Here is a 15,811-nt window from a genome sequence, read left to right on the forward strand (position 1 = left end):
GCGGAAGGTCTCCGAGGTTATCCAGAGTACCACCGGACACGTGGAACCCGGTGGGAAGAAGGGGGGACCATCCTCCAAGGCTAAATACTTCAGGTGACCGATAGCGGATAGTACCGTGAGGGAAAGGTGAAAAGAACCCCGGGAGGGGAGTGAAATAGAACCTGAAACCGTAAGCCTACAAGCGGTGGGAGGACTATTAAAAAGTCTGACCGCGTACTTTTTGCATAACGGACCGGCGAGTTATTCTCTGCAGCGTAAGGTTAAGCCGAAAGAGGTGAAGCCGGAGCGAAAGCGAGTCTTAACAGGGCGCAAGTTGCAGGGAATAGACCCGAAACCGGGTGATCTACCCATGGCCAGGGTGAAGCGGGAGTAAGACCCCGTGGAGGCCCGAACCAGGTGGTGTTGAAAAACCATTGGATGAGCTGTGGGTAGGGGTGAAAAGCCAATCGAACCCGGAGATAGCTGGTTCTCCCCGAAATAGCTTTAGGGCTAGCCTCAAGGCTAAAAAAGCGTAGGGAGGTAGAGCACTGATTGGGCTAGGGGCCCACCAAGGTTACCGAACCCATTCAAACTCCGAATGCCCGAAGCACAGGCCTTGGGAGTCAGACTGCGGGGGATAAGCTCCGTAGTCGAGAGGGAAACAGCCCAGATCACCAGCTAAGGTCCCCAAGTACAGGCTAAGTGGAAAAGGAAGTGAGGTCGCTAAGACAACCAGGATGTTGGCTTAGAAGCAGCCATTCATTTAAAGAGTGCGTAACAGCTCACTGGTCGAGCGGCCTTGCGCCGAAGATGTAACGGGGCTTAAGCCTGTCACCGAAGCTGTGGGCAGGTGGCAAAAGGCCACATGCGGTAGGGGAGCATTCTGTGCTGGGAGAAGCTGTACCGGAAGGAGCAGTGGACGGCACAGAAGCGAGAATGCCGGTATGAGTAGCGAAAAGAGGGGTGAGAATCCCCTCCGCCGGAAGCCTGAGGTTTCCTGAGGAAGGCTCGTCCGCTCAGGGTAAGCCGGGACCTAAGCCGAGGCCGAAAGGCGTAGGCGATGGGAAATCGGTAGAGATTCCGATGCCACTATTAACCGTTTGAGCGAAGCGGGGACGCGGCGAAGAGGGCAAGCACGCGACTGGAGGAGCGTGTATAAGCCCGAAGGAGGGATAAGGAGGCAAATCCCCATATCCATAACTCCGGAGGGTGATGTCGAGCCGAATGAGGCGAAGTTGTCCAATGAGCCGCCGAGAAAAGCCGCTAGTGAGGTTAATAGTGCCCGTACCGGAAACCGACACAGGTAGGCAGGGAGAGAATCCCAAGGCGCGCGAGAGAACCCTTGTTAAGGAACTCGGCAAAATGGCCCCGTAACTTCGGGAGAAGGGGTGCCGCGATAGGGTGAAAGCCCGAGGCGGTTGCAGTGACCAGGCCCAAGCGACTGTTTATCAAAAACACAGGTCTCTGCTAAGTCGAAAGACGAAGTATAGGGGCTGACGCCTGCCCGGTGCTGGAAGGTCAAGGGGAAGGCTTAGCGCAAGCGAAGGTCTGAACCTAAGCCCCAGTAAACGGCGGCCGTAACTATAACGGTCCTAAGGTAGCGAAATTCCTTGTCGGGTAAGTTCCGACCTGCACGAAAGGCGAAACGACTTGGGCGCTGTCTCAACAAGGGACTCGGCGAAATTGTAGTGTGAGTGAAGATGCTCACTACCTGCGACAGGACGGAAAGACCCCGTGGAGCTTTACTGTAGCCTGATATTGGGTTTTGCTACAGGATGTACAGGATAGGTGGGAGGCTGAGAGGCTGGTGCGCCAGCATCAGTGGAGCCGCCGGTGGGATACCACCCTTCCTGTAGTGAAATTCTAACCAGTGGCCGTAAACCGGTCATGGGACATTGTCAGGCGGGCAGTTTGACTGGGGCGGTCGCCTCCTAAAAGGTAACGGAGGCGCCCAAAGGTTCCCTCAGTGCGGATGGAAATCGCACGAAGAGTGTAAAGGCAGAAGGGAGCTTGACTGCGAGACATACAGGTCGAGCAGGGACGAAAGTCGGGCTTAGTGATCCGGCGGTGGAGCATGGAATCGCCGTCGCTCAACGGATAAAAGTTACCCCGGGGATAACAGGCTTATCTCCCCCAAGAGTTCACATCGACGGGGAGGTTTGGCACCTCGATGTCGGCTCGTCGCATCCTGGAGCTGAAGCAGGTTCCAAGGGTTGGGCTGTTCGCCCATTAAAGCGGTACGCGAGCTGGGTTCAGAACGTCGTGAGACAGTTCGGTCCCTATCCGTCGCAGGCGCAGGATACTTGAGGGGAGCCATCCCTAGTACGAGAGGACCGGGATGGACACACCGCTGGTGAACCAGTTGTTCCGCCAGGGGCATAGCTGGGTAGCCATGTGTGGAGTGGATAAACGCTGAAAGCATCTAAGCGTGAAGCCACCCTCAAGATAAGGTATCCCACTCTTTAAGGAGGTAAGACCCCTGAGAGATGATCAGGTAGATAGGCCGGAGGTGGAAGCGGAGTAATTCGTTAAGCTGACCGGTACTAATAGGTCGAGGGCTTAATCTCATCTCATCATTGTATGCTGTTTTGAAGGTGTGAATAATAATAAATGTTTAATTTAATTAATATGAAACAAAATAATTGACGGAAAACAAATTGTTGGGCTATGTACATGTAAAAGTATATTTTTAAGAGTTAATATCTAAAATTAAAGAGGTATAAAACAAAAATCCCGTAAAAACGGGATTTTTTATTTTTATTTAGTTTTTTAATTAACCAATGTCCTTATAATATAGATCCTAATTAATCAAGTGGGTCCTTGAAATTAAAACAGGTTTTTAACTGTGAACCTTTACACCCACTTTTAATATTTCTAAATTTAAGAAATTATCTGGGTTAAGAAGTATAGTCATTGTAAGCTTTTAAGGCTGCATCTATAACTTCCCGGGATTCCGGGTGTTTTAGAAATTCTTTATGTATTTCAGCAAAGGCCTTACGGAATCCGGGGCTATTATTTAGAATATGGGTAGCGACTTCGGTTATAGTTATTATTAATTTTAACGTTTCGTCGTATTTTTGAGGGTCATCATCTTTAATTTTTTGAAGATTGTCAATTGTAATTTTTGAGGTAAGCTCTGTTACCATTTTTTCAAACACCTTTATTACCTCCTTAATATTTTTTTTTATTTTTTACTTATGACAGGGTTTTTATTTGTATAAAATGGAACCAATTATCTATCCAGTGTTGTTTAATATTGTGGTATAATTAAATAAATTACAGGAAAATATCATAATTTAAGGAAAACATCATAATTAGAGGTGGTATTAGTAAAAGTGTTTCTGAAAAAAATACTGATTACATTATTTTTATTCCTATTCTTTATAGTAGTATTGCCTGGTATGATACATAATTTTTCTCAGGCCAGGGCTTCTTTACTTAAACCACGACTGGAGCTGGAGGTAACCAAAAATCAATTTAATTTAATTGAGAAAAAGTTTAAACTGCCCGAATTCTATGTTAAGGGAGTGTATATAAGTGGGTGGGTAGCTGGTATGCCTGACAGGATGGAAAAAATTATTGAGATGATAGAAAATACTCCCCTTAATTCTGTTGTTATTGATATAAAGGACGAACACGGTTATATTTCTTATAAAACCCGGGTTGAAAAGGCCTGGAAGATTGGTGCAGTTAAATTAAAAATTAAAAATATCAAAATGTTGCTAAAGTTATTAAAAAGTAAGGGAATTTATACTATAGGCAGGGTAGTGGTATTTAAAGACCCGGTCCTTGCCAAAAAAAGGCCTGACCTGGCTCTGGATGTTTTAGACCCACTCAGGATAAAGAAGAATATTTACTGGGTTGATCCCACCAGCATTGAAGTCTGGCGTTATAATATAGAAATTGCAAAAGAGGCGGCAAGACTGGGTTTTGACGAAATTCAATTTGATTATATCCGGTATCCGGTTAGCAGGTTTAAAATTAATTTAAAAGGACCATATAAATATAAGTTAGATAAGACAAAACCCATTAACAGTTTTATCAGTTATGCTAAAAAGGAGTTATCAAAACTATCTACACCTGTTTCTATAGATGTTTTTGGCTTGACTACAGCAGTTGAGGATGATCTGGGGATCGGACAAAATTTGAAATATCTGGGAAGTATAATTGATATTATTTCTCCAATGGTTTATCCATCTCATTATGCTCCAGGTAGTTACGGGATTGAGGATCCTGAAATGTCTCCTTATAAAATCGTTTATAATAGCATGAAAGATGCTTTAGATAAATTTGAAAATAATAAGGTTGTCTTCAGGCCCTGGTTACAGGATTTTTCCCTTAAAAAACAATATTCACACCGGGAAGTAATGGCCCAGATTAGGGCAGTTCAGGATCTGGGGTTAAAAGAATGGTTGTTATGGAACCCGAGATGCCGTTATACAGAGAAAGCCTTTAGGCCTCCCCTCCAGATGGAGTAGGGAGGTTTTTTATAATAAATATATTTTATTTATAGGAACAACATTTATAGAAACAACCAGTATTTTTATGAAATTACAAGATAACCTTCAAATATCGAATAAAATAGAATTTATTTTGATATATTTAATTATAATAATATTTGGCATATAAAAGAATTGGGTGTATTATATAAACAAGGAAGGTCAAAAAAAGTCAAAGACAAATTTGGGGAGGTTATGGTAAAATGGCCAGCCTTGCAGATCAGATAGAAAAATACTTACGAAAATTGTTAACAAAATATGAAGGGGAAGTGGAAATTAAAAGGAATCAGTTAGCCAGTGATTTTGATTGTGTTCCTTCCCAGATTAACTATGTCTTAAATACCAGGTTTACTGTTGAAAAGGGTTATCTGGTTGAAAGTCAAAGAGGTGGTGGGGGTTACATCAGAATAATCAGAGTTAGTCTTGATTCAAACCGTAAAACCTTAAAGGAGCTAATATCAAGAATAGATGGTCCAATAACACAACGTGAAGCTGAAGGTATAATTGACCGTCTTTTTGATAACAATTTTATAACAGAAAAAGAGAGGGATATTATGAAAGTAGCGGTTAATCGTAAATACATTAATGTAGAACTTCCTCACCGGGATTATATCAGGAGTAGGCTGTTAAGAGGTATGTTGAAGACTATTATAAAACATGAAGATGAGGAGGGATAGAAATGTTGTGTCAAAGATGTGGTAAAAGAGAAGCTACGGTTCATTTGACCAAGATTATAAATGGGGAGAAAAATGAAATATTTCTCTGTAAAGAATGTGCTCAGGAAACAGGCCAGATGCCCTTTAAGGGCGAAGACCCGTTTTCATTCCAGAATTTACTCAGTGGAATCTTAAACCCTGAACTCGGTCTGGGTAATGAACCCAGGGTTCAAAAACTCAAATGTGATAATTGTGGCCTGAGTTACCAGGAATTTAGTGAAAAGGGTTTGTTCGGGTGTTCTGAATGTTATCAACACTTCGGTAACAGGTTATCTCCCCTTATTAAAAGGATACATGGAAGTAATGGGCATACCGGAAAAGTTCCGAAACGTCGTGGAGGAGACCTGAGAATAAAGAGAGAGATTGAAGAATTGAGAAAGGAATTAGAGCTTGAAGTTGAAAGGGAAAACTTTGAAAAAGCTGCTGAACTTAGAGATAAAATCCGTGACCTTGAGAAAAAGCTGGGGGGGAATTAAGTATGTCTTTAAAAGATCTGATCAACAAAAACTTAAGCCACTGGGTGGCCGGTCAGGGTCCAGAAAGAGATATTGTATTAAGTAGTAGGATTAGACTGGCCCGAAATCTGGATACTATTCCTTACCCTAACCGGGCCGATAAAGATAGTAAAGAAGAGGTCACAAAAAGGGTTCTGGATGCTACCTCAAAGCAGGGCAAAATAAAATTACATTATATAAAAATGGATGACTTACCGGAAGTAGAGAGGGAAGTTCTTGTTGAAAAACACCTGATAAGTCCAGCTCACGCTAAAGCAGGTGAGGGGAAGGGTGTTTTATTAAATGATAATGAAACTATAAGTATTATGATTAATGAAGAAGACCATTTGAGATTACAGGTTTTAATACCTGGACTACAGCTTGAGGGTGCCTGGGAGACAGCCAGTGAACTCGATGATCTTCTGGAAGAAAAACTTGATTTTGCTTTTTCCCAGAAATGGGGTTACCTATCAGCCTGTCCCACTAATGTAGGTACAGGACTCAGGGCTTCTGTTATGGTTCATTTGCCGGCCCTGAATTTAACCAATAATATAAATAAAATGCTGGGAGCAATATCAAAGGTAGGTCTGACGGTTAGAGGTATATATGGGGAAGGAAGCGAATATGTTGGCAATCTTTATCAGATATCAAACCAGGTAACCCTGGGACATACTGAAAAGGAAATAATCGCTAATTTAAAAAGTGTAACCAGTCAGATTATTGAACAGGAACGGCAGGCCCGTAATTTATTGTTAAAAGAAAAAGAAATTGAAGTTAGAGACAGGGTTAACCGTTCTTTTGGAATATTGAGCCATGCTTATCAAATTTCCAGTGAGGAAGCCCTGAGAATGTTATCAAATGTAAAATTAGGCATAGATATGGGTATAATAACCGATGTTGATACTGGAGTACTCAGCGAGTTAATGGTGTTAATCCGTCCAGCCCATCTACAGAAATTAGAGGGGAAAGAACTGACCCCAACCGAAAGGGATATTAAAAGAGCTGAATTAATTAAGACGAGATTAAATATGTAAGGAGGAGATAAAATGTTCGGGAGATTTACTGAAAGAGCAAGAAAAGTTTTAAGTCTGGCCGAAAAAGAAGCTGTTGGCTTTAAACATAACTATGTAGGCACAGAGCATATTTTGCTGGGTCTGGTTAAAGAAGGGCAGGGAGTTGCTGCAAAGGCTCTAAAAGATGTTGGTATCTCTGAAGAAAAAGTTAAGGAGCAGATAACCAAGTTGATCGGTGAGGGAAATCAGGAGGTGAGTGGACCTATCAGTCTTACCCCCCGGAGTAAAAAGGTCCTCAACCTGGCTCTGGATGAGGCCAGGCGTCTCGGTCATAACTATATTGGAACCGAGCATATCTTGCTGGGATTAATTAGAGAAGGAGAAGGTGTAGCTGTTAGAATCCTGGCAAATCTTAATAATGGTGACCTCCAAAATATCAGGGAACAGGTAATTGAGTTACTTGGTGGTAAAGGGAATACCCGCCATCAGGATGGAACCAGGAGGAGTGAAACCCCTAATTTAGATGAATATAGCAGGGATTTGACCAAACTGGCTGATCAGGTTAAGCTTGATCCGGTCATCGGACGCGAAAAGGAAATAGAAAGGGTCATTCAGGTTTTAAGCAGGAGAACCAAGAATAACCCGGTTTTAATCGGAGAGCCCGGGGTTGGTAAAACCGCCATTGTGGAAGGTTTGGCTCAGCGTATTGTCGATGAAAGTGTTCCTGATGTATTACTGAATAAAAGGGTAGTTGCTTTAGATTTAAGTTCAATTGTAGCCGGTTCTAAATACAGGGGTGAATTTGAAAAGAGACTTAAGGCTGTTATGAATGATATAGTGAAAAGTGGTAATATTATTCTATTTATTGATGAGCTTCACACTCTGGTGGGAGCAGGTGCTGCTGAAGGTGCTATTGATGCGGCCAATATTCTCAAACCGGCTCTTGCCCGTGGTGAGCTTCAGGCCATCGGAGCCACTACCCTCGATGAGTATCGAAAATATATTGAAAAAGACCCGGCCCTGGAAAGGAGATTCCAGTCCATTCTGGTAGAGGAGCCGACTCCGGAAGAGACTATAGAGATTTTGAAGGGGCTACGGGACCCCTATGAAGCCCATCATAAAGTCAAGATAAGTGATGAAGCTATTAAAGCGGCTGTAAACCTTTCACACCGTTATATTACTGACCGGTTTTTACCCGATAAAGCCATTGATCTTATCGATGAAGCTGCCTCCAGGGTAAGACTGGGTAGTGATACCAGACCACCTGAATTAAAAGATTTGAATAAAAAGCTGGAAGAGGTAAAAAAAGAAAAGGAAGCCGCGGTTAAGAATCAGGAATTTGAAAAAGCTGCTGAATTAAGGGATAAAGAAAAAGAACTAGAGAAAGAGTTTGAAAACATTCAGGAGAAATGGGAAAAAGAAAAAGAAAAGAGTGAAAGTACTGTAACCACTGAGGAAATAGCAGAGATAGTTTCAAGCTGGACCGGAATACCTGTAACCAAGCTTGAGCAAGCAGAAACTGCCAAACTACTCCATCTAGAAGAAGAGCTGCACAAACGGGTAGTTGGCCAGGACGAGGCCATTCAGGCTGTTTCCCAGGCGGTGAGAAGGGCCCGGGCTGGTTTAAAGGATCCGAAGAGACCGATTGGCTCATTTATTTTTCTTGGTCCTACTGGAGTTGGGAAAACTGAGCTGGCCAGGGCTCTGGCTGAAGCTATGTTTAATGATGAAGAGACTATGGTAAGAATAGATATGTCCGAATATATGGAAAAACATGCTGTATCAAGACTGGTAGGCTCACCTCCAGGATATGTAGGACATGAAGAAGGGGGACAGTTAACAGAGCCCATTAGAAGGCGCCCTTATTCTGTTGTACTTTTTGATGAGATTGAAAAAGCCCATCCCGATGTATTTAATATCCTTCTTCAGATCCTGGAAGATGGTCATTTGACCGATACCCATGGGCGCAGAGTTGATTTCAAGAATACTGTTGTTATAATGACTTCAAATGTTGGGGCTAATTTTATCGAAAAGCAGTCAAGGTTAGGCTTTAAAGCCGGAAATGATGAAAAACAAAATTACGAAGATATGAAGGATAAGTTAATGTCAGATTTAAGGAGGACCTTCAGGCCCGAGTTTTTAAACAGGGTTGATGAAATTATTGTCTTCCATGCTCTAAACAGGGATCATATTAAGCAGATTGTAGATCTGATGCTGGATGATGTTAAAAAACGCCTTGAGGACAAGGAAATTGATATTGAAGTTACTGAAGGAGCAAAACATGTTCTTGCTGAAAAAGGGTTTGACTCAGAATTTGGAGCCCGTCCTTTGAGACGAACAATTCAGCGAATGGTTGAAAACCCATTATCTGAAAAGATCCTGGAAGGAAAAGTTAAAGAAGGGGATAAAGTTGTTGTCGATGAACAGGATGGGAAAGTAGTCGTGGGCAAATGACCCGGTTTATTGTTGTAAAATCATGACAAAAATGTTATAATGAAAATATCACTATATTTCGGGAGTTAAAGAATTATGCCCAGACCTAAAACCTATTATATCTGCAGTGAATGTGGTTATAAATCTGCTAAATGGATGGGACGTTGTCTAAACTGTGGTGCCTGGAATACTTTTCAGGAACTGGATGAAGAAGCCATTGAGGAAAAGGTGGATATCAAGGTTACCCCTAGTTCAATAACTGATATAAAAGCCGGGGCCTGTCCCCGGCTTTCTTCCGGTATTGGGGAGTTTGACAGGGTGCTTGGTGGAGGTGTTGTGCCCGGTTCTTTAATTCTACTTGGAGGTGCCCCTGGAATAGGTAAATCGACCCTGGTTCTTCAAATGGCCAGGCACTTCAGCGAAAAATATGGAAAAGTTTTATATGTCAGTGGTGAAGAATCAGCTTCCCAGTTAAAAATGAGGGCCGGGAGGCTCGGGGCTATAAATGAGGATTTATATGTTCTTTCTGAAACTAATTTTCAACAAATTTATGGTGTTATACAAAATGAAAAATATGAATTAATAATAATAGATTCTATACAAACAATATTTGACCCCCGGATTGAATCTACCCCCGGTAGTATAAGCCAGGTTAAGGAAGTTACTAATAGGTTACTTATTCAGGCCAAGAAACTGGAAGTTCCCATCGTTTTAATAGGACATGTTACCAAGGAAGGACATCTGGCCGGTCCCCGGGTCCTGGAACATTTGGTTGATACAGTTCTTCAGTTTGAAGGGGACAGGAATTACATCTATCGAATTCTCAGGGCAGTAAAAAATCGTTTTGGCTCTACAAATGAGATAGGTGTCTTTGAAATGATGGGAAGTGGTATGAGAGAAGTGGTTAATCCCTCGGAAATTTTCCTTAAAGGGAGGGCCCAGGGGGTATCGGGTTCTGTGATAGTTCCGGTTGTCGAGGGGAGTAGACCCCTTCTTGTTGAGGTTCAGGCCCTGGTAACCTACTCGAGTTTTGGGACCCCCCAGCGGTTAACAACCGGTGTTGACCGGAAGAGGGTTTCTATTTTACTGGCTGTCCTGGAGAAAAAGGCTGGTATTAATTTTCATAATCAGGATGTTAATATTAATATAACAGGGGGCTTAAAAGTAGAAGAGCCGGCCCTGGATCTCGGTATAATAACAGCTATTTTATCAAGTTGTAAAGACCAGGAGGTAGCTCCGGACCTGGCTGTGATTGGAGAAGTAGGACTGGCCGGGGAGATACGGGCTGTCAGTCAGATAGAGAGGCGTTTAAGTGAATTAAAAAAGATGGGCTTTAAGGAAGTTGTTATTCCTGGAGGCAATATATCTGGTCTGGACTTTGACCCGGATATTAATATAGTTGAAGTTAAAAATGTTAATGATCTCATGAAGATATTGTTTAACAGGAGGTGATGTAATGGATGGAAAAAAGGTGAGCTGGGGTGAAGTACTAAAAATTCTGGCTCCGGGAACCCTGCTCAGGGAAGGGCTTGAAAATGTGTTACGTGCTAAAACCGGGGCCCTGATTGTTATCGGTGATAGTGAAGAAGTTTTGGGTATTGTGGATGGAGGGTTTAATATAAATGCAGAACTTACTCCAGCCCGGTTGTATGAATTGGCCAAAATGGATGGAGCCATGGTATTAAACTCAAGTGCGGATAGAATTCTATGTGCCAATGCCCAGCTTATTCCGGACCCAACTATACCATCCTCGGAGACAGGGACACGTCACAGAACTGCCGAACGGGTTGCCAAGCAGACCAACCAGCTGGTTATAGCTATTTCCCAGAGAAGGGATATTATCTCACTTTATAAGGGTGATTCCAAGCATGTTCTGGAGGATATAAGGATAGTCCTGGCCAAGGCCAACCAGGCTGTTCAGACTCTGGAGAAATATCGTTCTGTCCTTGATCAGGCCCTGATTAATTTAAGTGCCCTTGAGTTTGAAGACCTGGTAACCATTGCTGATGTGGTAACCGTTATTCAGAGGACAGAGATGGTATTGAAGATCCAGAAAGAAATAGAAAAGTATATTAGTGAGCTCGGAAGCGAAGGCCGGTTAATTAAGATGCAGCTTGAAGAGCTTATTACCGATGTCAGGGAAGAAGGAGTCTTATTGATAAAAGATTATATTGAAGAGAATGAAGAGGGAGAAATTCCTGATGCTAAGGAATTACTCGATGAGTTGATAGACTGGACAACAGATGAAATGCTCTCATTAAATACAATCAGTAAAGCCCTTGGTCACGGTGGGGGTATTAACTCCATGGATTTATCTGTAGAACCCAGAGGTTACCGTATTTTGCGTAAAATTCCAAGGCTTCCCATGCCTGTTATCGATAACCTGGTAGGGCATTTTGGTTCCCTGCAAAAAGTTTTAAATGCTTTCCCTGATGAACTTGACGATGTTGATGGTGTTGGCGAAGTCAGGGCCAAGGCCATAAAAGATGGTCTGAGGCGTCTTCGGGATCAGGTATTACTGGATAGACATATATAAAAGTAATATTATTTGTCAGGAAAACCTCGTTATTGGAAGTTAATAATAGTTTATTACAGATATAACCGAGAAATTGCCTTAATTGACAGTTGCCCCGGGAAATGTTATAATTACTCTGAGGAATTTTATGGCTAATGAAGAGGGGTTGATTAACAAGATGTTTAAAGTTGGTGACAAAGTAGTATATCCCAATCATGGGGCTGGTACGATAGTCGGTATAGAGACCAAAAATATTCTGGGAGAAGAGAAAAAATATTATATCATGAAATTGCCGATCGGGGATATGAAGGTTATGATTCCGGTTGAAAAAGTTGAAGAGATTGGAGTCAGGAACATTATCGACGAGGAAGAGGCCGATAATGTTTTAAAGTTATTAAAAGGCGATAAAAGTAAGATGTCACAGAACTGGAACCGGCGTTACCGGGCCAATATGGAAAAATTGAAGACCGGTGATATATATGAGGTTGGGGAAGTTGTCAGGAATCTGACCATCCGCGACCATGAAAAAGGTTTATCTACCGGTGAGAAAAAAATGTTAAGTAATGCCCGCCAGATTTTAATAAGTGAACTGGTTTTGGCCAAGGATATGGATGAAAAAGAAGTTGAAGAAATAATCGACAATGTTTTTGAAGAAAATCCCAATCTTGATGAAGAGTAATTTTTTAAAATACTGAGAAAGGAGGGATTGATTATAGAAAGTTTTCATAAAAATAGGAATTGTTATATATATATTTGGTAATAATAATGGAAAGGAGGTGGGATTATGTTGAAAAAGTTTATGAGGTTTATCCTGGGAATTTTTGGTGCTTTAATAGGTTATCAAATAGTTCATATTTTAGGGATTAATCACCAGGTGGTTTTCTCCTGGAAAGAACTTGATTCTGTATTTTTAAGGCCACAATTCATTGGGATTGTAAGTGGATGGGTTGTTGGTTTCTTTTTAATTTCTTACTTAATTGAAAGATTACTGGAATTAATACTTAACTTTGAGGGTAAATTAAAGGAAATAACCTGGAAGAGAGTGGTGACAGCTTTACTGGGATTAATAACTGGTATAATATTTGGAGCAATAATAAATTTTACTTTTTCTATTCCAAAAATCCCCCGGGTTGGTATGCCTATCCAGATACTTATCAATTTGATATTTGCTTATCTGGGATTAAGTTTTTCTCTTTATAAAGAGGATGAGATTGGAACCTTAATCTTTGATTCAGGTCGTAATACAAAAAATAATTCAAACCAGGAATCAGCCAGTTATAAAATACTTGATACCAGTGTTATTATTGACGGAAGGATTGCAGATATATGTAAAAGTGGTTTTATTGAAGGAGTTTTAATAATACCTGAATTTGTTCTTGAGGAGCTGAGACATATTGCTGATTCCTCTGATGTTTTAAAGAGGAACAGGGGCCGGAGGGGCCTGGATATTCTTAAACAGATGCAGAAGGACCCCAATATAAAGGTTGAAATATTTGAACAGGATTTTGATGATATTCAGGAAGTCGATAGCAAGCTGGTTAAGCTGGCCCAGGTTCTCGGTGCCAGAGTAATTACCAATGATTATAATCTTAATAAGGTGGCTGAGTTACAGGGAGTTAATGTGTTAAACATAAATGAGCTGGCTAATGCCGTAAAACCTATTGTTTTACCGGGTGAAGAAATGGATGTTAAAGTCATCAAAGAAGGTAAGGAGGATGGTCAGGGAGTTGGCTATCTGGATGATGGTACCATGATTGTTGTTGATAATGGTATTAACTATATGGGTGAAAAGGTTTCTGTTCTGGTAACCAGTATTTTACAGACAGCTGCCGGGAGAATGATATTTGCTAAACCCAAAGCTCAGGAACAGGTAATGTAGAGGGGTAATTATGAAGGTTGGAGTAATTATACCTGCAGCCGGGCAGGGGCGGCGAATGGGTAGGGATATGAACAAACAATATTTATTACTTAATGGCCGCCCTATTCTTGCCCATACCCTCTCTCTTTTTTTTTCTTCTGGTAAGAAGTTTGACCAGATTACAGTAGTTGTCAGGCCACAGGAAAAAGAATACTGTTATCAGAATGTTATCCAGAAATATTTTCCCGGTAAGCCAATTAAACTGGTATCGGGTGGAGAGACTCGAAGGGAATCTGTTTATGCTGGATTAAAATCCTTTTCACCAGAAATTGATTATGTTATAATACATGATGGTGCTCGTCCCCTGATGCCTTACCCTGTTCTTGAGAGGGTATTAAAAGGGATTGTAGAATATGATGCAGTTACAACCGGTGTCAGGGTTAAGGATACCATAAAATTTATTAATGGGGGAGGGTTTGTCAGCAATACCCCTGACCGGGGTAAATTAATAGCTGTCCAAACACCCCAGGCCTTCCGTTATGATATAATTAAAAAGGCCCATGAGGAAATATCTTCTGATATTCAGGTAACTGATGATGCTTTCCTGGTAGAAAAACTCGGTTATCCAGTTAAGGTTATCAAAGGTTCTTATGATAATATTAAAGTAACAACACCGGTTGATTTAATTATTGCTGAAGCAATACTAAAAACAGGAGACTAGAACTATGAGGATTGGGATTGGATTTGATGTTCATCCCCTGAAAAAAGGGGAAACCTTGATTCTAGGTGGTGTACATATACAGGGTGAATATGGTCTTGCCGGTCATTCAGATGCTGATGTATTAACCCATGCCCTGATGGATGCTATTCTGGGGGCGATGGGGGAAGCTGATATAGGTTATCATTTTCCCGACACTGATCCTTCATATAGGGGGATCAGTAGTTTAAAATTGTTAAAAAAAGTATATAATATGATGAAACCCAGGGGTTTTTCTATTGGGAATATTGACCTTATTATTATGGCCCAATCGCCAAAGTTGTCACCTTATTATAATAAGATAAAAGAAAATTATACCCGAATATTACAGTTAGATAGTTCCAGAATAAATATAAAAGCGACTACCACTGAAAATTTAGGTTTTGTAGGCAGGGAAGAAGGGATTGCTGCTCAGGCTGCTGTGTTATTAATTGATACCAAGGAAGGTGATATTAATGCTGGTTAAAAATATAATGTCAAAAGACCCGATAACTATTTCTCCTGAAACTACAGTTGTAGAAGCAGAAAAATTAATGTCTATCAATAACATCGGGCGGTTAATAGTTGTTGAGGATGAAGGACTTGTTGGAATCCTAACAGATGGGGATCTGGTTATTCAGCATGACCTTAATGCGCCCATTGATAAGTTTATGTCCAGAGAAGTTATCACCATCAGTCAAAATGCCACTGTTCAGGAAGCTGCTAAAGTATTATCAGATCATGGGATTGGTGGTCTACCAGTTCTCGATGAAGATGGAAAACTGGTAGGAATTGTGACTGCTGATGATATAGTTTATGGGTACTTAAAGGACGAGGAAGAAGAACGCAAGATGGAGAAAAAAACAATTACCCCGGAAAGTTCTGCTATCTATCTGGCAATGACCAGGAGCCGGGAGTATGAAGAATACTGGCTTGACAAGATAAAAGGCTATGGTTATAAAGGGGCAATAACCCAGACTGGGGCCAGTGCTGAAAAACTCCCCATTAAGTTGAGGGAAAGTACAACTGTAGCTGCCATTGCCCGTGGAGTTATTTCCGAAAATGCCAGAGAAAAAATTGCAGTTTCCAATGCAGTTAAGGATGCATATAGCCAGCTGGCTCTTATAAACCCTGGACTTGGTGGTGGTTTCAAGATAGCTGTTGTTAAAGGTGATGGTTATGTTTCTGTAGCTATATTTGGTAAATTTGGTCATGCCCTGGTAGATGGCCCTGAACAACTGGCTATAGGAACCAGTGTTATTTAACGGGTATCATTTAAAGTTTAATAAATTAGTCCTTCCTTTTTATGCTTAATATTGCTGGGGTTTTATTTACTTTTATTAAAAATTTACGCAAGAAGTTTGCGAACTTAATTAATGTTATTTTTTTAAGACAGGATATAAGATATAATATAATGTTTATTAGTAGTTTTTTAAATAAGGATGTTATGGTTTTGAATAAACATATATAATCTTAACTAATAGTAGTGTTAAATAAATAAACTTATATAGTTAAATAGATAAACTTAAAAATTTGAGTAGTGTATCCAGTATTACAAGGGGGAATAT

13 protein-coding genes and 1 rRNA gene (1 of these 14 cut by a window edge) are annotated in these 15,811 nt (G+C 41.1%); 13 read left to right on the forward strand and 1 reads right to left on the reverse strand.

Annotated features, from left to right (window positions below; all coding sequences use genetic code 11):
- Window positions 1-2,546, forward strand: a 23S ribosomal RNA gene (locus HORE_RS00510); it begins 423 nt to the left of the window's first position.
- Window positions 2,547-2,876: 330 nt separating this feature from the next.
- Here HORE_RS00510 and HORE_RS00515 read toward each other — a convergent pair.
- Window positions 2,877-3,137: a hypothetical protein gene (locus tag HORE_RS00515; protein ID WP_012635042.1), complete on the reverse strand. Its 261-nt coding sequence runs from the start codon at window positions 3,135-3,137 to the stop codon at window positions 2,877-2,879.
- A gap of 243 nt (window positions 3,138-3,380) precedes the next feature.
- Between HORE_RS00515 and HORE_RS00520 the strand changes: the two genes are divergently transcribed.
- From HORE_RS00520 to HORE_RS00575, 12 genes are all read left to right on the forward strand, one after another.
- Window positions 3,381-4,457 (forward strand): putative glycoside hydrolase, encoded by a 1,077-nt coding sequence (locus HORE_RS00520; RefSeq protein WP_167935741.1) that lies wholly within the window; start codon window positions 3,381-3,383, stop codon window positions 4,455-4,457.
- A gap of 224 nt (window positions 4,458-4,681) precedes the next feature.
- Complete coding sequence (locus HORE_RS00525; RefSeq protein WP_012635044.1) at window positions 4,682-5,155, forward strand: CtsR family transcriptional regulator; 474 nt, start codon at window positions 4,682-4,684, stop codon at window positions 5,153-5,155.
- Window positions 5,156-5,157: 2 nt separating this feature from the next.
- Window positions 5,158-5,670 (forward strand): UvrB/UvrC motif-containing protein, encoded by a 513-nt coding sequence (locus HORE_RS00530; protein ID WP_012635045.1) that lies wholly within the window; start codon window positions 5,158-5,160, stop codon window positions 5,668-5,670.
- 2 nt (window positions 5,671-5,672) lie between these two features.
- Window positions 5,673-6,722: a protein arginine kinase gene (locus tag HORE_RS00535; RefSeq protein WP_012635046.1), complete on the forward strand. Its 1,050-nt coding sequence runs from the start codon at window positions 5,673-5,675 to the stop codon at window positions 6,720-6,722.
- Between the two features lie 12 nt (window positions 6,723-6,734).
- On the forward strand, window positions 6,735-9,155 hold the full coding sequence (locus tag HORE_RS00540; protein WP_012635047.1) for an ATP-dependent Clp protease ATP-binding subunit: 2,421 nt from the start codon (window positions 6,735-6,737) through the stop codon (window positions 9,153-9,155).
- Window positions 9,156-9,230: 75 nt separating this feature from the next.
- The gene (gene radA / locus HORE_RS00545) at window positions 9,231-10,586 is read left to right on the forward strand and encodes a DNA repair protein RadA (protein WP_012635048.1); all 1,356 of its coding nucleotides are present in this window, start codon (window positions 9,231-9,233) and stop codon (window positions 10,584-10,586) included.
- A gap of 4 nt (window positions 10,587-10,590) precedes the next feature.
- The gene (gene disA / locus HORE_RS00550; RefSeq protein ID WP_012635049.1) at window positions 10,591-11,670 is read left to right on the forward strand and encodes a DNA integrity scanning diadenylate cyclase DisA; all 1,080 of its coding nucleotides are present in this window, start codon (window positions 10,591-10,593) and stop codon (window positions 11,668-11,670) included.
- A gap of 157 nt (window positions 11,671-11,827) precedes the next feature.
- Window positions 11,828-12,328, forward strand: coding sequence for a CarD family transcriptional regulator (locus HORE_RS00555; protein ID WP_041606184.1), 501 nt, complete (start codon window positions 11,828-11,830; stop codon window positions 12,326-12,328).
- Window positions 12,329-12,433: 105 nt separating this feature from the next.
- Window positions 12,434-13,528 carry a PIN/TRAM domain-containing protein gene (locus tag HORE_RS00560; protein ID WP_012635051.1) on the forward strand — a complete coding sequence of 365 codons (1,095 nt, stop codon included), beginning with the start codon at window positions 12,434-12,436 and terminating at the stop codon, window positions 13,526-13,528.
- Window positions 13,529-13,538: 10 nt separating this feature from the next.
- The gene (gene ispD, locus HORE_RS00565; protein ID WP_012635052.1) at window positions 13,539-14,228 is read left to right on the forward strand and encodes a 2-C-methyl-D-erythritol 4-phosphate cytidylyltransferase; all 690 of its coding nucleotides are present in this window, start codon (window positions 13,539-13,541) and stop codon (window positions 14,226-14,228) included.
- A gap of 4 nt (window positions 14,229-14,232) precedes the next feature.
- A complete protein-coding gene (gene ispF, locus HORE_RS00570; protein WP_012635053.1) occupies window positions 14,233-14,730 on the forward strand; it encodes a 2-C-methyl-D-erythritol 2,4-cyclodiphosphate synthase in 498 nt (165 codons plus the stop codon).
- The gene (locus HORE_RS00575; RefSeq protein ID WP_012635054.1) at window positions 14,720-15,508 is read left to right on the forward strand and encodes a HutP family protein; all 789 of its coding nucleotides are present in this window, start codon (window positions 14,720-14,722) and stop codon (window positions 15,506-15,508) included. The genes ispF and HORE_RS00575 overlap by 11 nt, the downstream gene beginning before the upstream one ends.
- Window positions 15,509-15,811: the final 303 nt, after the last annotated feature.

Origin of the sequence: Halothermothrix orenii H 168 (assembly GCF_000020485.1) — a bacterium.
Lineage (GTDB): Bacteria > Bacillota > Halanaerobiia > Halanaerobiales > Halothermotrichaceae > Halothermothrix > Halothermothrix orenii.